This is a genomic window from Paenibacillus sp. BK033, from assembly GCF_004345425.1.
Classification (GTDB): domain Bacteria; phylum Bacillota; class Bacilli; order Paenibacillales; family Paenibacillaceae; genus Pristimantibacillus.
In genome coordinates, this window is sequence record NZ_SLVP01000004.1 from 277,548 (window position 1) to 297,798 (window position 20,251).

Sequence of the window (20,251 nt, forward strand, 5' to 3'; positions counted from 1 at the left end):
TGCTTCATGAACCTAATTCATCCAATTCGACAGAGAAGAGGGATAAGACGCATGAAAATCCGGACCAAGCTCATTCTAGCCAACCTGTTCATCGTCTTATTCCTGCTAGGCTCCGTGACGTACGCGTTGACCAAACGGAGCAGCGATCTCGTGCATGAGCATATCGTGCAGAACGCAACGTTATCGCTTTCGCAGATCGGCCAGAACCTCGATAACCGGCTGGCCTCGTACGAGGATGTGGCGAATACGCTGTTTCTCAATCCCTCGCTTAACCTGATCCTGGATCAGCGGTATGCGGATCAGCTGGAGGCCTACGAGGTGTACTCGGAGCAATTCCAGCCGTTCCTTTCGGCGATCCAGTCGACCCGGGATGTCATGAAGGTGGACGTGTATACGGATAATCCCTCCTTCTTCTTCTCCAACGTCCAGCTCATTGACAACGGGATCCGCAATTCGGACTGGTACACGGAGGTAATGTCGAATAACACGGGCGGCTACTGGACCCATCCTTACTTGACTTTTCCGAAGAAAGAACCGGTCGTCAGCTTCCGCAAACGGCTGAACAACGTGAATCGGGACTCGCCAAGCGTAGTGTCTCTGGAGATCCGGCTTAAGAATCTCGCCCAGCTGGTTGATCTGGAGAGCAAGAACAAACGGGTTATATTTGCGTTGTCCGACGGGACGGTGCTGATCGACAGCGATAAGGAAAACGCGGTGGGGAACGTAAGCGAGCTGCCGTTTGGCGGCCAGGTGATGAGCGGAATGGACGGAAGCTTCAATCAGACGCTCAATAAGGAATCGTACCAGATTCTGTTCCAGACGCTGAACTCCCGCAATATCGTCAAAGGCATGAAGGTCATCGCTTTCGTCCCGACCGAAGAGCTGTCGGCGAAGCTGCTTCAGCTCCGTTCGCTCGCGCTGCTGCTATTCGCTCTCGCGCTGGCCGTCTCCGTGCTTCTCATCTCCGTTATGTCTGTCAGCTTGACGCGGCGTTTGAGCGATCTGGCCGTGAAGATGAAGCGGCTGAACCGGGATAAGTTCGACAGCTTTGTGGATGTCAAGGGAAGCGATGAGGTCGCTCAGCTTGGCGAGATGTTCAACCTTATGGTCCGCAGGCTGCGCGAGCTGATCGGCGAGGTGTACCAGTCCGAGCTTGACCGGAGGGAAAATGCGCTGCGGACGAAGGAAGTGGAGCTGTACGCTTTGCAGACGCAGATTAATCCGCATTTTTTGTTCAATACGCTGAATATGATCCGGGGCAAGCTGCTTATTGCCGGGGACCGGGACAATGCGAAGGTGATCGGCCTGCTGGCGAAGTCCTTCCGCATGATGCTGAAGAAAGGCGGCCCCACGATTCGGCTCTCGGAGGAGCTTGATTTCATCAGCAGCTATTTGCAAATTCAGCAATACCGGTTCGGCGACAAGTTTACTTACGAGATAGACGTGCCCGAGGAAGAGATGGATGCTCTGGTGCCTAAGCTGTGCATTCAGCCCATCGTGGAAAATGCGATCTCCCACGGCATCGAGCTGAGCCCGAAGCCTTCGAATATCCGGATAAGCGGACAGCGGAGGGGCAAGGAGCTGCTCTTGATTATCCGGGATAACGGACTGGGAATTGCGGCCGAGCGGCTGGCGGACATTCAGAGCCGGCTTCGCAGCGATGACAGTCTGACGGGCGACGCTCATATCGGCCTGCAAAACGTGCAGCACCGGCTGAAGCATTTATTCGGGGAGTCCTACGGGCTGGAAATTACCAGCGAGGACGGGGCCTGGACGGAAGTAACGATGAGCATTCCGAGAGACGGACAGGAGGAGGCGCCGGATGTACGACGTGTTAATCGTGGATGATGAACCGGTGGCGCGGCAGTCGCTGCGTTATCTGATTGATTGGGAGGAGCTGGGCTTTACCGTTAAGGGGGAAGCGCAGGATGGGCAGCAGGCGCTCGATATGCTGAGAGACAACCGGTATGCCCTCGTATTGACCGATATCCGGATGCCTGTGGTTAACGGTCTGGAGATGGCCGCCGCCATGCAGGAGTTTACGGATACGCCCGTTGTAATTTTGAGCGGCTATGACGATTTCGCTTACGCCCGCGAGGGGCTGAGGCTTGGGGTGAAGGAATATTTGCTGAAGCCCGTGGATGAAGAGGATCTGATTGCCTTGCTGAAAAAGCTTGCCGCCGGCATGCGCGAGCAGCAGCTCCTGGAGAAGCGGCAGCGTCTTGGCTTGTCGGCCGGCCGGGACCAGCTGCTTCGCCGCTTGGTGCACGGGCAGATCGCCCCCCGGGAGCTGGAGGAGCAGCTGAGGCTGCTCGGACTTCACGCGAAGGAAGAGAGATATGCTTGCCTCCTGCTGGAGCTTGATTTTATCGCGGACGGAGAGATGCCGGACCGGGATACCGAACTGATGCGTTTCGCCATCCGCAACATTGCGGAGGAAGTAACGAACGGCAGCGGCTACGTATTTGAGGAGTCCGAGGAGCGAATCGGCGTCCTGCTGGGCGGTCCCGCGCGCGGGATGGGGCTGGACGATTGCCGTCAGTGGGGGGAGCGTCTGCTGTCTTCGGCAGTTAAGTATGCCAAGGCGTCGGTAACGGTCGGGATTGGCGGGAGCGTTGGTTCTGTGGCGGATATCAAGCAGTCTTGGAGCGAGGCGGAGGAAGCGCTCGACGGAAAATTCCTGTCCGGGACCGGAACGGTTCTGCTGCCCCGCTGGAAAGCGGAAGCAGGCGACAGGGAACCGGATGCGCTCCGGGCACTGGAAGCAGAGGCGCTGGAGATGGCGCGCAGCTGCCGGCGGACGGATACGATCCGCGCTTTGGGCCGGCTGTGGGAGTGCTTCCGAACCGAGCAAGTGCCGGAGAGCCGCGCGAAAATGTCGGTGCTCGAGCTTTTCATCCAGCTGTTCCGGATGATGAAGGAGCAGGGGGCGAGCCACGACCGGCTGTTTGACCCGTCCTTGGGAGATTACGAGCGGATCATGCGGATCAAGACGATGGATGAGCTGCTTCGCTTCACCGAAGGCAAATGCTGCGAAGTCGTGGATGCGATGCAGCGGACCAAGGAGGTGCGGCCGAACAAGATCGTCGCGGAGGTCAAGCGGATCGTCCAGGAGCAGTACGGCGGACCGATCTCCCTGCGGGAAGTGGCGGCTACGATCTATATGAATCCCAATTATCTAGGCAAGCTCTTTAAGGCGAACACCGATCAATCCTTTAATGATTATGTCTTGCAAGTGAGGATGGAGAAGGCGAAAGAGCTGCTGCTTCATACGGATAAAAAAGTCTATGAAATAGCCCAGGAGGTTGGCTTCAGCGAACTGGATTGGTTCTATAAACGATTTAAAGCGTACACGGGCGTTAGCACCGGAGATTACCGGAATGCCCGCTGACGGGAATCGGAGGAGAAGATGGACGAGAATAGAGCTTGGACGGCGAAATGGATCTGGGCGGAGCCAAGTCATAATAGCGGCCCGGCAAACGGAAGCATGGAAACGGTGCTGTTTCGCAGAAGCTTCGGCATTCCCGCGAACGAAAGCGTAAAGCTTAAGCTTCTTGTGTCCGCGGACAGCCGCTTCCGGCTGTACGTGAACGGGCAGCCGGTTGCTTACGGACCATGCAAAGGCGATTTGAATGTTCACTATTACGATGAGGTGGACGTGACGCCGCATCTGCGTCCTGGGACAAACGTGCTGGCGGCGCAGGTCGTTCATTATTCCGGGGATAAAGGTCCGGCTTCCGTCTGGCGCAAGGAGCGGGGAGTCTTTCTGCTCGAAGGCAGCCTGCAGGGATTGGACGGCCGGGTGATTGAAAGGCTGGATACCGGCTGCGAAGGGTGGCGTTGTTATCCGGTTCCCGGCGAGTCGGCAAAGCTGGCGCCGGAGACGGCTACTCTCTTTATCGGGGGCGGGGAAATCGTGGACGGCGCAGGATGGCCTCGGGGCTGGCGGGATTCCGCCTTTGCGGAGGGTTGGCCGGCCGCGTCGGTGGTAGCGGACACGCATGACAAGATGTACGGCGGCTTGAGCAGCTGGCTGCTAACGCCGCGGCCCATTCCTTTCATGAAAGAGGAAATTCGGGAATTTGCATCAATCGTTCGCGGGCATTGCGGTGAACGGATATGGTTGGACGAACCGATGGGGCCCGGCGGGAAATTGGGAATTGAGGTAGCTGCGGGCAGCCGTCTTGTCCTGGAGCTTCATGCGGGCGAGCTTGTGGCCGGCTTTCCGCAGCTTGCGGTGAGCGGCGGAGCGGGAGCCGCGGCTTCGATCCTGTACTCGGAATGTTACGAATACGAGCCTCTTCCGAATGGACAGCGCAACAAAGGGGTTCGGGACGATCCCGATGGCAAGTCCTTGCACGGCTTCGAAGACACGTACCGGATAGCGGGATACGGAAGCGGCGCAGGCGAGCCCGAGAAGTACGAGCCGTTCCACCGCAGGGCATTTCGCTTCGTCCGTCTTACCGTTGAAGCGGCCGAAGAGCCGGTTATGGTGGAGGGGATCACTTATCTTCGTACCGGCTATCCGCTGGATGCGAAAGCAAGCTTCGCCAGCTCGGATCCATCATTGTCGCCTTTGTGGACGATCAGCTTAAATACGCTTCGAAATTGCATGCACGAGACGTACGAGGATACGCCTTATTACGAGCAGATGCAGTATGAGATGGACAGCCGGCTGCAGGCCTTGTTCACTTATTATATTAGCGGAGATGACCGTCTCGGGCGCAAAGCCATCTACGATTTCCACAGCTCGCTGCTGCCTACGGGCATGCTGCAAAGCCGCTATCCGTCGGTTAACCGTCAGATTATCCCCGGATTTGCGTTGTTTTGGATTATGATGGTGCACGACCATTATTGGTACTCGGGAGATCTGGCCCATGCTGCCCGGTACAGGCCAACGATCGATGCGGTGCTTGCCTGGTTCGAAGCGCGCGTGGAGCCGGAGTCCGGACTTATAGGCGTAATGCCGGAGGCCTATTGGTCCTTCGTGGATTGGACGGAGGAATGGCGCCGCAATGCCGGTGCTCCGCCTTCCGGCAGAACCCGGCCCAATACCGTCTATAATCTGATGGCGGCCGATGCCCTGCTTAAAGCAGCCGAGCTGAACGAAGCTACCGGGCGGCGGGATACGGGGCAGGAATACCGCCGCCGCGCCGCCGCTTTGCAGCAGGCTATCCGGCAGCACTGCTGGTCGGAGGAAAAGGGCCTGTTTACGGATAGCCCGGACTCGCCGGATGCGCTTAGCCAGCATGCCCAGATCTGGGCGGTGCTGACGGATACGGTTGCCGGCGAGAAGGCAAGGCAGCTGATGCTGCGGGCGCTGGAAACGCAAGGGCTTGCCAAGGTCTCCAGCGCGATGGCTTACTATTTGTTCCGTGCGCTCGCGAAGACCGGCATGTACGACAGAACCTTTGCATTGTGGGGGGATTGGAAGGCTCAAGTCGACCTGCATTTGACCTCTTGGGTCGAGGATCCGGTCTCGGTTCGAAGCGACTGCCATGCCTGGGGCGCGTTGCCGCTCCATGAATTCCCGGCCGAGCTGCTGGGCGTCCAGCCGTTAACGCCGGGTTTTGCGACGATTTCGGTTGCTCCAAGAATCGGGGCGCTTCAGGCGGCATCCGGTGCGGTAATTACGCCGTACGGAGCCGTAAAAATCGAATGGAGCATTCGGGAGGCAAGATTTCGTTTGCGAGTGGAGCGGCCCGGCGCGATACCGGTACAGATCACGCTGCCAAATGGAGAGCCGCGGTATTGTACCGGCGCGGGTCCGCTTGAGTGCGAATGCGAGCTTACTACTATTGAACCCTCGGAGGAGCTTAAGCCATGAAGCTGGGAATCGCTTATTATCCGGAGCACGAGCAGCCGGAGCAATGGGATATCGACTATAGCAAACTGGCGGCTGCCGGCATTCGATCCGTGCGGATCGCCGAATTTGCCTGGACGTTGCTGGAGCCGAGAGACGGGCAATTCGAATGGGGCTGGCTGGACGCCGCCATTGAGCGCGCGGCCGCTCACGGGATCAATGTTGTGTTATGCACGCCAACCGCCTGTCCGCCGGTCTGGCTCGTCGAGAAGCATCCGGATGTCCTGCCGGTTAACAAACAGGGGAAAGCGGTTGGTTTTGGCGCTCGCCAGCACCGCTCTTATTCTTCGGATCATTATGTTCTGCATGCCTTGCGGATCGTGAACCGAATGGCCGAGCGTTACGGCGATCATCCCAACGTTGTCGCTTGGCAGCTCGATAATGAGTTCGGCGGAGAAACCAAATACGATTTCAGCGACGGGGCAAGGAATGCCTTCCATCGCTGGGCGGAAGAGCGTTACGGTACGGTTGAGGCGCTGAACGAAAGATGGGGAACGGCCTTCTGGTCCCAGCGGTATGAACGGTTTGACCAGATTCCGCTGCCCGCGCCCATCGGGGCGGATGTGCATATGTGGCATCATCCCAGCCTGGAGCTGGACTTTGCCCGGTTCTCCTCGGACAGCATGGCCCGGTTCGCCCGCCTTCAGGCGGCTGCTCTTCGCCCTTATATCGGAGAGAAGCCTATAACAACCAATGCTTTCATGTTCTGCTGGGGAGACAACCTGAATTGGACCGATTTGTTTGCCGGCTTGGATGTCGTTGGCATGGACATCTACAGCAATAAGCCGCATGAGATTGCCTTCTATGCGGATGCCTGCCGAGGGGTGCTTGGCAAGCCGTTCTGGATGATGGAATACGGGACGGGAACAACGGAGCTGGAGCGGGATATGCGGATTGTCCGCGAACGGGGCTGCAGCCGGTTTTATTTGTTCAAGATGAAGCCGTTCCCGTGGGGACAGGAGCAGGGCGGCGGCAAGCCGGAGCTTGTTACGTTAACCGGCGAGCCATCGCGTAATTACGAGGTTGTTCGGGCCTACGCGGCCAAACATGCCGATGAGGCGGAACTAAAGGAGACGAAGCGCGCAAGCGTTGGTCTTTATTATCATTTCGACAGCTCCTGGAGCTATCAGCTGGCGGTGGCCGACCGCATATCCTACCCGGATTATATCGTTCACAACGTCTATCGCCATCTCTACGAAGCGGGTGTCAGCACCGACGTGGTATACACCGCAGATCAGCTGGAGGGGCTGGAGACGCTAATCATTCCCCTCCATCAAATCTATGATGCCGGGCTGGAGGAGCGGCTGATTGCCTTCGTGCAGGCAGGAGGCAAGCTGATCGTCACCTCCGATCTTTTCCGCAAGAACGGCGATAACGTATACCTTCGCACCGTGCCGCGATTATTCTTCGATCTGCTGGACTGGCGGGAAAATAACTTCCCGGGCGATGCGGTCGCGGAACGCTCCGTACTCATCAGACGGCACAAGACCAGCAAGGGCGAGACATGGCTGGTTCACCGCAGCGCAACGGAGGAACAATGGAAAGACATTATAACGGGAATCATTGAATAAATCGCAAAACTCCGGCCACTGTCCCGCTCTGGTGGCCGGAGTTTTGCGCTTTGCGGTGGCGAGCCGCGCTCGCGGGCAACGTGAGAGGAAAACCATACCGTTTTCATTGTATGATAGAAGGAACTCGAAAATGGTCCGCGAGCGGGCTTGGAAAGGACAAACGCTTATGTTACAGCCGTATACGCAGAGAGTGGTCGATATTATAAAGCAGATTCCGGAAGGGAAAGTAATGACCTACGGGCAGATTGCTGGATTGGCGGGAAGCAGCCGCGGGGCAAGGCAGGTCGTACGGATTCTGCATTCCTTGAGCAGCGCCCACCGGCTGCCTTGGCATCGGGTTGTGAACGCAAAAGGAGAAATCGCTATCCAGGAAGACGAATCGAGAATGCTGCAGAAGCATATGCTCGAGGCCGAAGGCGTGTACATTGGCATTAATGGGTCGATCGACCTTGATGAATACCGGCACGAACCGGATTTACCGCCGGATAGATAAATCTCCTCATATGTTAACCTTTGTGGTAAAATCGGGTTAACATATAGGAGAGAGGAGCAACCGCTTAATGCCAAACATCTCGTTAAGAGGGCATCATCTTTTTTGCTTGCTTGGATACCGGGGTAAGGGGTATTCGGACGGCTTCTGCACGAATATGACCGCCGTCTATGAAACGCTGAGACGCGACCCGCAGACCGTCATCGAAATTAGGGAAGGTCCGGACATGATCTGCGCAGCGTTTCCTTCCGATCAGCCGAATCATTGCCATAACCCAAGCGTTTACCGGAAAGACAACGAAATATTGGGCGAGCTGGGGCTTGCGGTCGGGAACAAGCTGAGCTGGGAGGAGCTTGTTGGCCGCGTTGCCGCGGCCATCCAGCCGGATGATATCGGCCGGCTCTGTCACGACTGCCCCTGGGAGCCGTACGGGTTATGCCGGGAGGGAGTTGCCCATATCCGGCAGGCAAAAGCGCTGCGGGCATTGCCTTAAGCTTTCCGTGCAAAAAGAAAGCGGCAGCTTAAGGCTGCCGCTGTGATAGCTTTTCTTGCGCCATCCGGATCATTTCCCGGATCATCGCACCGCCGATTTTTCCGCCGACATGGCCTGCATCCTCGGTTTTCATATTCCCGTTATCGCCATTGCGATTCATCCGGATCCCCATTTCGCTGGCTACCTCGTATTTCACGTCATCCGGTCTGTTCTCGTCCACCGCGTAGCCTTCCTGGCGCATTACGTTTGCCTTTAATGTTTGCATGGCCGCCCCTGCTTCGGGAACAAGTAATCTTCTGCTGCGTCTTCCCATTGTCTCACCGCCTCATTATCATTTGACGGTATTACTTTTCCCTTGCGCCTTAGCATTTATGAAGGACAAGTTTTAAATAAACTTGCTTAGAATGGCATCCACCTTCGTTTTGTTAGAAATAAAGGAATGTCGGTTTAATAACCGTTGATTCAGCGTGTTTTTGCTATGCACGACAACCATGTAGTTTCGTTTGCCGGACTGGGTCAGAACCTCGTGTTTATGCTTGACGACTCCGCTATGCCCATCGACTGTCTTATAACGGAAGCCTTTAAAGTATTGCTCGGATTTGTAAATCCACGTATAAAACGGCGGAGAGGCTTTGCTCACCGTTGCCATCCTATGCCTGACGCTGTCGTAAATATAACCGGACTGGTTGATGAGAGCCCGAGTGCCCTGCTTCGGCTTATAGTTATGAAGCTGATCGATCATGGTGCGGCGATACGTATCATCGCAGTCGAGACGGACCAGGTAGAGAGTGGAGCTTGCGCCAACGGTTTTGCGCAGCCTTTCCACGTATTTATTTTCCGAGACAAAACGGATATGGGCGGGCAGCTTGGGGTATCTCGCCAGCTCGGCCTTGATGATTCCTTCGGTCCGCCCGGTATAGCGAATAAAGGCATGAAAGTTCTGATTGGTCTGCTTCAGCAGGCTTTGAAGCGTATATTTCATAAAGATGGACATCCGGTACTTAATCCACTGAGGGGTCAGCCCTATCCGGTAGACGCCACCCCTGTTGGAACGATTGTTAAATTCAATTTCCACAACGATGGTTTTGGTCATCTTGTCCCCTCCAATATCCAACTTGTACACATTTCGTTTGAAACCAATATATTCGGCAGGAAGGGATTGGATACAGGCGGCTTTCATCCCCAGCTAAAAATCTGGCAGAATATCCGCGCCTTCCTCATAGCACACTTATGGATGTACCAAATAACCGAGGGAGGTCTTCGCCAATGAAAAAGAAATTGTTCTCAACGCTGTGTGCCGCAACAATTCTGATGTCTGCCGCTTCTGTACCAACCTTCGCCGCTTCCGCCAAAGATGAGGTTGCAACGGATAACTTCCGCAGCACGCATTACGGTGCCACGACTTACGGCACTTACGGAACGGATGGCAACAGCACAACACCGAGCCGTACTAACAATTACAACGGAACAATGAACGGAATGAACGGCTACGGCACTTATAGCACCAACAATGGCTACAATACTAACCGCAACAGCTTTATCGGCACATCGAATCGCATGAACAGCTACAGCACTACAAGCACGACAGGCACGGGTACAGGTACAAATGCTTTAACAAACGGCAATTACCGCACTTTAGCCAACACGAATGACCGGGATTACGACTGGGGCTGGCTTGGTCTGATTGGTTTGGCCGGATTGTTCGGTCTTAGAAGCCGTGACCGGGAACGCACCTAAATAAAACCGGATTATTAAGGCAAAAGACACAGACCCCCTGTCTGACAGGGGGTTATTTGTTGGACAATACAAACGATTCGCGAAAAAAGGAGCGATATAATGGGTATTTTAAGTGGTAATCCAAAAGACGAGCCGATGCATTACGGAGAGGTGTACGCCGTATGGCAGGCGTCTATGGTAGCCAAAAACGCCGTTTCCTGCTGTCAGGCTTATTTGAACCATGCCGGTGATAAAGATCTGAAAAAGCTTTTGGAAGACCTTATTGATCAGGCAAGACTGGAAACGGAGGAATTGGACGCTTTGCTTACCCATAATGGAATAACTCCTGCCCCGGCGATGCCGGAAAGACCGCCGGTTAAGCTGGAAGATATTCCTGCCGGAGCAAGATTTGCGGATAACGAAATCGCATTCGGTGTAGCTAGCAGTTTATCAGCGGGTCTCGCGGCATGCAGTCAGGCAATGGGTATCTCTATCAGAGAAGATATCGGCGCCTTGTTTGGCAAATACCATATGACGAAGGCAGCTTTGGGCTTACGCGTACTGGAGATGTCCAAAAAGAAAGGTTGGTTAATTCCGCCGCCGCTCCAACTGAAACGTCCCGAGCCTGTTCACGCCTAAAAATGAAGCGGAAGCCCTGTTCAATCGAGCAGGGCTTTTTGCAGGTTTGACGAATAATATCAGTTACATATAGACTGAGAGGAATTTCTTTCGATTCAGGAAAGGAGAAATCGCGATGTGGGAAAGATTGCTGCCTGGCGAGCAGGCTATGGACGCTTTGAGATCGCCATTATTTGTGCCCGATGAGGTAAAGATGAATTTACTGCACCGGATATGCGAAATGAGCCAGTCGGTAATCTACAGAGCCTCGGGCGGCTCCGCGATTTTTGCCGGTTCGCCCGGTCATAATGCGTGGCTGTGGGTACACGAGGCGCTTCCTGAAGAAGAGAGAGTCCTTCTACTCAAAGCTCTTGTGAAGCTTACCGGTCATTCGCTTCGCGGAATTACGGCAGAGCCTAGGCATGCCAAGCTCTTTGCGGAGCTTTACGCGGCCCGTTACCGCGTACGCCCCGAGTATAAGATGGGAATGGAAGCATATTATTGTCCGGACATTTGCTACCCGGCCGCGGTGGAGGGGGAGCTGCGTTCAGCCGTCTCCTCGGATGCTCCGCTGATCGCGGATTTTATGGCGGGCTTTGCGGAAAGCGCGTATGGCTACAAGGTTCATCCCGCAAGCCAACTGCCTGCGGCGGAAAATACGATTGCAACAGGAAATTTATACCTATGGATCGTTGATCGTCATCCCGTTTCCATGGCGCATATCGCTCACCGCTCTTCGCGCCATGCCCGCATTAATTACGTTTACACGCCGCTGGAGCTGCGGAAGCAAGGGTATGCAAGCGCGGCGGTTGCCGCCTGCTGCGGCCTGATCGTACGGGAAAACCGGCTGCCGATGCTGTACGCGGATCTGACCAATCCCGATTCCAACAAGGTGTACCGGAATATCGGCTTTGTGGAGAGCGGCAAGGTGGCCGACGTCAAGTTTGTGTCTTGAAGGCCTCAATTGCGATATGCATGACAAAAACCCTCTCCGGCTAGCGGAGAGGGTTTGCTGTTACGAAAGGTTCCCCCGGTAGCTTTCCGGCGGGCCGAGATAGCTCGGCTTTAAGCCGCCGGTGTCGATCATGATTTTTTGCAGGACGACGATGGGATCGACCATCCATATTTTTAGCGTATGATAGCCGGTCTCCGGGATTGTATGCTTCGTTGCGACCGAGCGGATATTCAGAATGACGCTTTGCTCCCAATCGGACTCCGAGTAGCCGCCATCCTTGGTCAGTCCAATCGCACTTGCCACCTGAATGGGGTGATCGTCAAACGAAACGCCAAGACGCAGGCCTTGTCCCGGTATAAAGTCGATGGTTGGAGCAATAAGCGCGTATACGGTAAGCTCCCCCGGCGTTGTCAGGTATACCTTGTATTCGAGGCAAGGCGATTCGCCCGGCGCAGGTGCGGCGACCGAAGGGACGGTTACCGGAAACACAGCCATGGAAGACAGGGTTCTGCCGTAATTCGGAATGACCTGCCAGCTTGCTCCGCCGGCTTCGTTGCTCGCGCTGTAATGCTCCGCCTCTATCGAGATATACCCGTTGGTTTCCATAAATCCGGTTAAGGCTTCGCGGGAAGGCGATGCCGGATTCATGAGGTGAATCATGACGGTGAAGGCTTTGCTGGTCAGCAGATCAATTAAGGTGATGCTTCCGGTAAGTTTATCGCTCTGGGGAACCTCGTTCCAATCGATTTCTATCCAAAGACGTTCTTCAACTTCAACGCAGCCCGTCGTGCGGCTTAGCTTGATCCAAGGCTGATCGGCCCTTGCGCAGAAGGTAAAAGCGTCCGTTCCCCGGTTGAACAGATCGATATAGCGGCTCTCCCTCGTATACGTGTCGAAGGACAGGGCAGGAAGCTGCGGATCGCGCGGCCATGCCAGTTCGGAGCCTTCGACAGCGACGCCTAACCCGGAATTTTCGCTGGTCAGCTTGACCGTTCCAACCTCCGGCATAAGGTGCTCCTCGGGCTGATTCCAGTATGTATAGCCGATATGAAGCTGATCCATCATATGGTTCCATTTACCGTCCGCGATCTCGTGATTATAAGCATAGGATAGCGCGGCGTCAGCCTCGAAAAGCTGCTTGGCAAGCTTGGCCTCCACGTTGGCGGAAGCCCGTCCCTGGGCAGCGTACAGCTTGCTTCTCGCCACGCGGATGTGCATCTCCAATACCTGGGCAGACGCTTTGGCGGGATAAAGGACCGTCTGGAAAAAAGCGTCCTTTGCGGCGGCGTGAATGTCTTGATGCACCTGTTCGGCCAGCTTGACGGTGTCGTGCAGCTCGGTCAGAAGGTTGTCCGCTTCCTTGTAATGAACGGAGCTGTAAAGCGGGACAGCGTTCAGCAGCTCCGGCTTCAGCCTGCCGTTCCATTTAGAATACCGGTTAATGATAAGGGCGGCCTCTTCCGCGTAGATGGAGCCGAATTGCTGCTCCGCCCAACGGATGCTGTAGTCCCTGATATTGTCCTTGCTCCATTCGTCCATGTTCCAAGCCATCCGCAGGAAGAACTCCAGCTGGCATTCCACCGGCTTCAGATCTCCGACATTCAGTATCCAAATCCGGTTTGCGCCGTATTCGTAGGCTTTGTGCATCTGCTCCCAAATTTTCTCGAGCGGTACCGTATTAACCCACTTATAAGAGCGCGGACCGCCCACGTAATCAAGATGGTAATAGATGCCCGCCCCTCCGGAACGGCTCCGCTCCTCTTCGGTTGGCACTCTCCGCAGGTTGCCGTGATTGTCGTCAGACCACAAGAGCGTGATGTCGTCCGGCACGCGCATGCCGTTCTCGTAATAGTCCTGAACCTCTTTGTACAATGCCCATAGCTGAGGCACTTCCGCCGGATCAGTCTTCATCTGCTGGCCTATAATGCGGCGCTGGTCCTGGACGATCCGCTGAAGCAGTTCTATTTTCTCCCGGAACGAGAGTTGACCACCCATCGCTTCGTCGCCGTCTCCCCGCATTCCAAGCGAAATGACATTCTCGTAGCTCGCGCTTCGGCGAATGCCCTCCTCCCAGAATTTGCAGAGCACTTCTTCATTAACCGAGTAATCCCACGGTCCTTGCTTATGCTTCTTCCAGTCGCCATGCGGACGCTGCATCGGCTCGTGGTGGGACGTGCTGATAACAATGCCGAACATATCCGCAACCGCGGGATTTAGCTCGTCATCTTCGTAGAAGGTATTGTCCCACATGGCCGGCCACAGATAGTTCGCCTTGAGACGAAGGAGCAGCTCGAATACGTTTTCATAAAACTTGTGGTTGAAGTCCCCGAAGTTCTCCCGGACCCAGGCCATAAGAGAAGGTCCTTCGTCATTCAAGAAAATGCCTCTGTATTTGACGGATGGCTCGCCTTGTTTATAGAGGCCGTTACGGAACATTAAGGCCGTTCGTTTGCGGACCGGAACATCAGCCCAGTAGTACCAGGGCGATATGCCAATCCGCTCGCAAATGTCGTAAATGCCGTAGATCGTGCCGCGTTTGTCGCTGCCCGCGACGACAAGCGCTTCGTCCACGTCCGGCAGCGGATTGGCGACCGTCTGCAGTGCGAAGGACTCCCATTTGCCCGTCAAGTCGGCCGCTTCAAGCTTTCCTTCCGCAATAAGCGTGTCGATCAGGGCGGAATGCCCGATTGTACCTATGATAACCGTGATGCTCTTCAGGTCTTCTGCCTGATGAATGATTTGCGGCTTGGTTTGCGTGACTTTGTAAATATCCTTCTGCAAGTCGGACACTGCCCGAATAACGCCAGCGTAATCTTGCCCGGATACGTAAATATCGGCCGCCTTCCCGTCAAGGGAAAGCGGAAAATGGCCTTCGTGATAACTGAATGAAATATAGTTGTCGTTCAGCATGCCAAGACCCCCGTTCAATTGTGTAATGAAAGCGACATCATTATATAACACGGGTCCCGGAGAAAAGTCAGGGTTGGCGCAACATGTTTAATTTTCACGATAAACTCTTTAATTTTTTAAATCGGAAGGGCGGCCGTATGAAATTTTAATTTGGGGAATAGTAAGGCATGGAAATAAAAATAAACAAAAGATTGGAAGGTGTAGTAAGACATGAAATGGGATTGGATGTTGACTTCCCGCGAGGACGAAAGCAAAGGGAAGGCTAAAAAGGCCGGAAAAATTCTGAGTGCGGTTGTGTTGTCTGCTGCGCTTATGTTTGGCGGTGCAGGTACAACTCTTGCCGTCGGCAAAGGGGCCAAAGGACCGGACATCTACGTTATTCAGGGGATGCTCAAGGGAATTGGCAGCTACTCCGGCAAAATCAACGGCTACTATGACAATACAACCGTTAGAGGCGTCAAGCATTATCAAAAAACGCACGGCCTTCCGGTGACTGGCTCGGTAGACGCGAAAACATTCCAGTCGATTACTTACTCCTACAACACGGCTAAATACGGTAAGAAGGTAAGCGCTAAAGGCGTAGGCAAAGCTAAAGGTCTAGGCGTTGGCCAAGGCGGCGGCGGAGCAGGCGGCGGAGCAGGAGCTGGTGGCGGCGGCGGAGCAGGCGGCGGCGCAGGTATCGGTGGCGGCGGCGGAGCAGGCGGCGCAGGTATCGGTGGCGGCGGAGCAGGCGGCGGCGCAGGTATCGGTGGCGGCGGCGGAGCAGGCGGCGGCGCAGGTATCGGTGGCGGCGGCGGAGCAGGCGGCGGCACAGGTATCGGTGGCGGCGGCGGAGCAGGCGGCGGCGCAGGTATCGGTGGCGGCGGAGCAGGCGGCGGCAAAGGCGGCCAGATGCAAGAAGGCGGCAAAGGCGGTAAAGGCTTTGGCGGCGGAGGCGACCAAATGCAAGAGGGCGGCAAAGGCGGTAAAGGCTTTGGCGGCGGAGGCGGCCAAATGCAAGAGGGCGGCAAAGGCGGCAAAGGCTTTGGCGGCGGAGGCGGCCAAATGCAAGAGGGCGGCAAAGGCGGCAAAGGCTTCGGCGGCGGAGGCGGCCAAATGCAAGAGGGCGGCAAAGGTATTGGCGGCGGTGGTACAGGCGGTACTGGCGGCGGCAAAGGAATCGGCGGTGGCGGTACCGGCGGCAGCAATGGCGGAGGCAACAACATCGCGCCTAACAATCAAGCGCCAAACGCTGCCCCAAATCCGGCGCCTAACAAAGCGCCAAGCGAGAATTCCGCACCTAATATGCGCTAAACCGCGCGTAAGGCAAGCAGCAATCAAGGGGTTGTCCGGCTGTGGACAGCCCCTTCAAAACTTTTTTTCAAAAACCCCTTTACATTTACCTCGAAATAAAGTATCTTAAAATCAAGATAAACGAAAGCGAGGCGAGCAAATGGGAAAGGAAAAAGACGATTCGCTTGATCTTTACATCGCGCTTGCCAGAGCAAGCCAATGGGTGAACGCTCATGCCGACCGGGATATCCGCAAGCATGGCCTTAACCGGACCGAGTTCGGAGTGCTTGAGCTACTGTATCACAAAGGCCCCCAGCCCTTGCAGCAAATCGGCGAGAAGGTACTGATGAGCAGCGGCAATATCACTTACGTCATCGATAAGCTGGAGAAGAAAGACTTTGTCACCCGCAGAGCTTCTACGGAAGACCGGCGGCTTATCTACGCTGAAATTACCCAAGCAGGGACGCGGTTCATCGAAGAAGTGTTCCCGCAGCATACCCTCGTTATTGAGGGAGCGGTCGGAGGACTGACGGCGGAAGAGAAACAGGCCGCAAGCTCACTTCTCAAGAAATTAGGCAAGTTTGCGCAGACGACCTTCAAATAGTGTTGGTCGTTACGTCTTATACATCAAGTCAGGCCCTATATCTTAAATTAAAGATTCTTAAAAATTTGCAAAATAACCCATTAGGAGAGTGGCAATAATGACAAATCAACGCACAGCAGGTATCCATCATATTACGGCTTTCGTAAGACATCCTCAGGTAACTACAGACTTTTACGCAGGGGTGCTTGGTCTCCGCCTCGTGAAAAAAACAATCAACTTTGACGCGCCGGAAGTTTACCATCTGTACTTCGGCGATCAAGCCGGCAGCCCTGGCACCATCATCACGTTCTTCCCTTGGGAAAACTCGCGTAAAGGCGTTGTAGGCGGCGGCCAGGTTGGTTACACCACTTATGTCGTGCCTGAAGGCACACTGGGCTTCTGGAAAGAGCGTCTCGCCAAATTCGAGATTGAATTCAAAGAGACCTCCCGCTTTGGCGAGCAGTACCTGCAATTCGCGGATCCGGACGGCTTGCTTGTCGAGCTGGTAGCGCGCGAAGAAGGTCCTAGAAGCACATGGTCGTTTGGCGGCGTATCGGCAGACCATGCGATCAAAGGATTTGGCGGCGCTATTCTGTACAGCACCAATCCGGCGGCAACGGCGCAATTGCTGGAGCATGTAATGGGGCTGTCCAAAGTGGACGAAGAAAACGGCCTGGCACGTTACCAATCGTTTGGCGAACTCGGCAACATCATCGACGTGAATACGGAGCCAATGGCGGCCGGTCATGGCGGTCACGGTACCGTTCACCATATCGCTTGGAGAGCAAAAGACGATGCCGAGCATCTCACTTGGCAGCAGCATGTGGCGGCAAACGGCTTCCAGCCAACGCCAATCGTCGACCGCCAGTACTTCAATGCGATCTACTTCCGCGAGCAAGGCGGCATACTGTTCGAGATTGCTACGGATCCTCCAGGGTTCGCACGCGACGAAGAGCCTGAGCATCTTGGCGAGAAACTGATGCTGCCGGCTTGGTACGAGCAGCACCGCGCAACGCTGGAGCAGCTGCTCACGCCGTTTGACGTACGGGTAATGGAACTGGATCGTTAATAAGAGACCATTCATATTAGGAGGTATGTATCATGAAGCATATATTCAGACAGGGGACGAATCCGGCGGCGCCGGTCCTCGTCCTGTTCCATGGCACGGGCGGCACGGAGCATGATCTCCTGCCGTTAGCGGCTGCCTTTTCGCCGGAGTCGTCCGTATTAAGCATCCGGGGCAACGTATCCGAGAACGGAATGGCGCGTTATTTCCGCCGGATTGCGGAAGGCGTATTCGATTTGGAGGATCTGGTGTTCCGGACAAAGGAGCTGAACGATTTCCTTGACCATTCGGCAGAGGAGTACGGGTTCGACCGGAATAACCTGGTAGCCGCAGGCTACTCCAACGGCGCTAATATCGCGGGCAGCCTGTTGTTCCATTACAAAGACTCGCTGCGCGGAGCAATCCTGCATCATCCGATGGTGCCGATCCGGGGTCTTGAACTGCCGGACCTGTCCGGAGTGCCGGTATTTATCGGTGCCGGGGAGAATGATCCGATCTGCTCGGCCGAAGAGACGAACGAACTCGAGAGCTTGCTTGCCGGTGCGGGCGCAGCGGTTGACGTGCATTGGGAACGGTTCGGCCATCAGCTTACCCGATCTGAGGTATCGGCGGCTGCAGCTTGGTATAAAGACCATTTCTAAGAAAAAGGAGGCGGCGGAATCATGATCCGGATTGATGCGGAAAACTTAAGCGAGCGGGAGAACTACAAGCTGCTCACGGGTACGGTTGTCCCAAGGCCGATTGCCCTTGTAACAACCTTATCCGAGGATGGCGTGTTAAACGCAGCGCCATTCAGTTATTTCAATATCGTGACGGCTGATCCGCCGCTGATCTCCGTATCCGTGCAGCGCAAAAAAGGCATCCCGAAGGATACCTCCCGTCATGCTATCGCAAGAGGCGAGTTTGTCGTTCACATTGCGGATGAATCGTATGTGGAAAAGCTTAATGCTACGGCAGCCAGCCTGCCTCCGGAGGAGAGCGAGGTTGCTCTCGCCGGACTAACCGCCGTGCCTAGCGAACGAATCTCCGTTCCCGGTATTGCGGAGGCCAAGGTCCGGCTGGAATGCGTGCTGGAGCAAGCGATTCCGCTCGGCGGAACGGAGGAAGCTCCCGCTGCCGACCTGCTGATCGGCCGCGTTGTCCGCTATCATCTGCACGGCTCCATCGCGGATGAGCGGAATCATATCGATGCGGCGGCACTGCAGCCGGTCAGCCGTCTGGCAGGCGCTTCTTACGCGAAGCTTGGCGAGCTGTTCGAGGTAGAGCGGCCTTCGTAATTACTCTTCGCCGCGCGCTTCGAACCGTTTGATAATCTCGACTATAACCTGCACCGACTTCACCATATTGTCGATGGAGACATATTCGAATTTGCCGTGGTAATTCTCGCCGCCGGTGAAAATATTCGGAGTCGGCAGGCCCATATACGACAGCTGCGAGCCGTCGGTACCTCCGCGGATCGGCTTGATAAGCGGCTTGATATCCAGGCTTTCCATCGCTTCGCGGGCGATTTCGACGATATGGAACACCGGCTCGATTTTGTCGCGCATGTTATAGTACTGGTCCTTCAGCTCGAGTACGATGCTGTTTGGACCATGGATAGCTTTTAGTTCTTCGACGATCCGGGTGATCGTCGCTTTTCTTGCTTCGAACTTCTCGCGGTTATGGTCGCGGATGATATAGGACATCTTAGTCTGTTCTACATCGCCCTGCAGCGTGTTCAGATGGTAGAAGCCTTCGTAGCCTTCGGTATGCTCAGGCGCTTCGTTGACGGGAAGACGGCTGTTGAGGTCCATGGCAATTTTCATCGAGTTGATCATTTTGCCTTTGGCGGTTCCGGGGTGGACGTTAGTGCCATTGACGGTGATTTTTGCAGCCGCTGCGTTAAAGCTCTCGTATTCCAGCTCGCCAAGCGGACCGCCATCGACGGTGTAGGCATACTTGGCGCCAAAAGCAGTGACGTCAAAGCGGTGAGGACCGCGGCCAATCTCTTCGTCCGGCGTAAAGGCAACGCGGATCCTGCCGTGCTTGATGTCCGGATTCGCGATCAGGTAGGCCATGGCTGTCATGATCTCGGCGATGCCGGCTTTATTATCGGCGCCAAGCAGCGTGGTGCCGTCCGTCGTCATCAGCGTATGGCCTTTGTAGTTGCCGAGCTCAGGGAAATCCTTCGTCGACAGCACGACGCTCAGCGCTTCGTTCAGCGTAATGTCGCCGCCTTCGTATTCGACGAGCTGCGGCTTTACGTTCTTGCCGGTAAAGTCGGTTGCCGTATCGACGTGCGCCAGGAAGCCGATGGTCGGCACCTGCTTATCCGTGTTAGCCGGCAAAGTTGCCATTACGTAACCGTTGGCGTCGATCGTTACCTCTTGCATTCCGATCGATTTGAGCTCTTCGACTAGCTGGTTCGCTAGCGTAAGCTGGCCTGGCGTTGAGGGGCAGGTCTCGCTCTCATCATTGGATTGGGTATCGACGATGACGTACGAGGTCAGTCGTTTAATAATTTCTTCTTTCATTGGTTCCGGCTCCTTTCGGGTATTTACTTATGTTCCCATTATAAAGGAGCGGAAGGCAGAAATCGAATAACCGAAAGACGGCAGCAAGGGCTGCTCCTCATGGTCATGGCGACCGGGGAGCAGCCCTATTTTGTATGCAAGCCATTAACGGTCAGATAGCAGGCAAAAACCGTGCTGCAGGCAGCACGGTTTCCGGGCACT

The 20,251-nt window shown here is 55.3% G+C and carries 18 protein-coding genes; 14 read left to right on the forward strand and 4 right to left on the reverse strand.

Going from position 1 to position 20,251, the window contains the following annotated elements; translation table 11 throughout:
- Nucleotides 1-51 precede the first annotated feature (51 nt).
- From EV294_RS16130 to EV294_RS16155, 6 genes are all read left to right on the forward strand, one after another.
- On the forward strand, nt 52-1,848 hold the full coding sequence (locus EV294_RS16130; RefSeq protein ID WP_165930697.1) for a sensor histidine kinase: 1,797 nt from the start codon (nt 52-54) through the stop codon (nt 1,846-1,848).
- Nucleotides 1,823-3,391 carry a response regulator transcription factor gene (locus tag EV294_RS16135; RefSeq protein ID WP_132308517.1) on the forward strand — a complete coding sequence of 523 codons (1,569 nt, stop codon included), beginning with the start codon at nt 1,823-1,825 and terminating at the stop codon, nt 3,389-3,391. Before EV294_RS16130 ends, EV294_RS16135 begins: the two co-directional genes overlap by 26 nt.
- Nucleotides 3,392-3,409: 18 nt before the next feature.
- The gene (locus tag EV294_RS16140) at nt 3,410-5,827 is read left to right on the forward strand and encodes an alpha-L-rhamnosidase-related protein (protein WP_132308519.1); all 2,418 of its coding nucleotides are present in this window, start codon (nt 3,410-3,412) and stop codon (nt 5,825-5,827) included.
- The gene (locus EV294_RS16145; RefSeq protein ID WP_132308521.1) at nt 5,824-7,434 is read left to right on the forward strand and encodes a beta-galactosidase; all 1,611 of its coding nucleotides are present in this window, start codon (nt 5,824-5,826) and stop codon (nt 7,432-7,434) included. Before EV294_RS16140 ends, EV294_RS16145 begins: the two co-directional genes overlap by 4 nt.
- A gap of 130 nt (nt 7,435-7,564) precedes the next feature.
- Nucleotides 7,565-7,927: an MGMT family protein gene (locus tag EV294_RS16150; protein WP_243711684.1), complete on the forward strand. Its 363-nt coding sequence runs from the start codon at nt 7,565-7,567 to the stop codon at nt 7,925-7,927.
- Nucleotides 7,928-7,994: 67 nt separating this feature from the next.
- Nucleotides 7,995-8,417 carry a DUF1284 domain-containing protein gene (locus tag EV294_RS16155; protein ID WP_132308523.1) on the forward strand — a complete coding sequence of 141 codons (423 nt, stop codon included), beginning with the start codon at nt 7,995-7,997 and terminating at the stop codon, nt 8,415-8,417.
- A 28-nt stretch (nt 8,418-8,445) separates the two neighbouring features.
- On the opposite strand, the gene EV294_RS16160 is transcribed toward EV294_RS16155, so the two are convergent.
- Together EV294_RS16160 and EV294_RS16165 are read right to left on the reverse strand one after the other, a co-directional pair.
- Entirely contained in the window at nt 8,446-8,730 is a 285-nt protein-coding gene (locus EV294_RS16160; RefSeq protein ID WP_132308525.1) for an alpha/beta-type small acid-soluble spore protein, read from the reverse strand.
- Between the two features lie 72 nt (nt 8,731-8,802).
- Nucleotides 8,803-9,510 (reverse strand): glycosyltransferase, encoded by a 708-nt coding sequence (locus tag EV294_RS16165; RefSeq protein WP_165930698.1) that lies wholly within the window; start codon nt 9,508-9,510, stop codon nt 8,803-8,805.
- 173 nt (nt 9,511-9,683) lie between these two features.
- Between EV294_RS16165 and EV294_RS30700 the strand changes: the two genes are divergently transcribed.
- The 3 genes from EV294_RS30700 (at nt 9,684) to EV294_RS16180 (ending at nt 11,706) form a co-directional block, all read left to right on the forward strand.
- On the forward strand, nt 9,684-10,154 hold the full coding sequence (locus EV294_RS30700; RefSeq protein WP_132308529.1) for a WGxxGxxG family protein: 471 nt from the start codon (nt 9,684-9,686) through the stop codon (nt 10,152-10,154).
- A gap of 99 nt (nt 10,155-10,253) precedes the next feature.
- Nucleotides 10,254-10,772 (forward strand): DUF3231 family protein, encoded by a 519-nt coding sequence (locus EV294_RS16175; RefSeq protein ID WP_132308530.1) that lies wholly within the window; start codon nt 10,254-10,256, stop codon nt 10,770-10,772.
- 115 nt (nt 10,773-10,887) lie between these two features.
- Nucleotides 10,888-11,706: a GNAT family N-acetyltransferase gene (locus EV294_RS16180; protein ID WP_132308532.1), complete on the forward strand. Its 819-nt coding sequence runs from the start codon at nt 10,888-10,890 to the stop codon at nt 11,704-11,706.
- Nucleotides 11,707-11,766: 60 nt separating this feature from the next.
- Here the strand turns inward: EV294_RS16180 and EV294_RS16185 are convergent, their stop codons facing one another.
- Nucleotides 11,767-14,616: a glycosyl hydrolase 115 family protein gene (locus tag EV294_RS16185; RefSeq protein WP_132308534.1), complete on the reverse strand. Its 2,850-nt coding sequence runs from the start codon at nt 14,614-14,616 to the stop codon at nt 11,767-11,769.
- Nucleotides 14,617-14,826: 210 nt separating this feature from the next.
- On the opposite strand from EV294_RS16185, the gene EV294_RS16190 reads away from it, so the two are divergent.
- The 5 genes from EV294_RS16190 to EV294_RS16210 all read left to right on the forward strand — a co-directional run bounded on the left by EV294_RS16190 (nt 14,827) and on the right by EV294_RS16210 (nt 18,814).
- Entirely contained in the window at nt 14,827-15,909 is a 1,083-nt protein-coding gene (locus tag EV294_RS16190) for a peptidoglycan-binding domain-containing protein (protein WP_132308536.1), read from the forward strand.
- A gap of 139 nt (nt 15,910-16,048) precedes the next feature.
- Nucleotides 16,049-16,492 (forward strand): MarR family winged helix-turn-helix transcriptional regulator, encoded by a 444-nt coding sequence (locus tag EV294_RS16195; RefSeq protein WP_132308538.1) that lies wholly within the window; start codon nt 16,049-16,051, stop codon nt 16,490-16,492.
- Between the two features lie 97 nt (nt 16,493-16,589).
- On the forward strand, nt 16,590-17,540 hold the full coding sequence (locus EV294_RS16200) for a VOC family protein (protein ID WP_132308540.1): 951 nt from the start codon (nt 16,590-16,592) through the stop codon (nt 17,538-17,540).
- A 32-nt stretch (nt 17,541-17,572) separates the two neighbouring features.
- Nucleotides 17,573-18,178: an alpha/beta hydrolase gene (locus EV294_RS16205; RefSeq protein WP_132308542.1), complete on the forward strand. Its 606-nt coding sequence runs from the start codon at nt 17,573-17,575 to the stop codon at nt 18,176-18,178.
- Nucleotides 18,179-18,199: 21 nt separating this feature from the next.
- The gene (locus EV294_RS16210; RefSeq protein ID WP_132308544.1) at nt 18,200-18,814 is read left to right on the forward strand and encodes a flavin reductase family protein; all 615 of its coding nucleotides are present in this window, start codon (nt 18,200-18,202) and stop codon (nt 18,812-18,814) included.
- Here the strand turns inward: EV294_RS16210 and pepT are convergent, their stop codons facing one another.
- Nucleotides 18,815-20,050: a peptidase T gene (pepT, locus tag EV294_RS16215; protein ID WP_132308546.1), complete on the reverse strand. Its 1,236-nt coding sequence runs from the start codon at nt 20,048-20,050 to the stop codon at nt 18,815-18,817.
- Nucleotides 20,051-20,251: the final 201 nt, after the last annotated feature.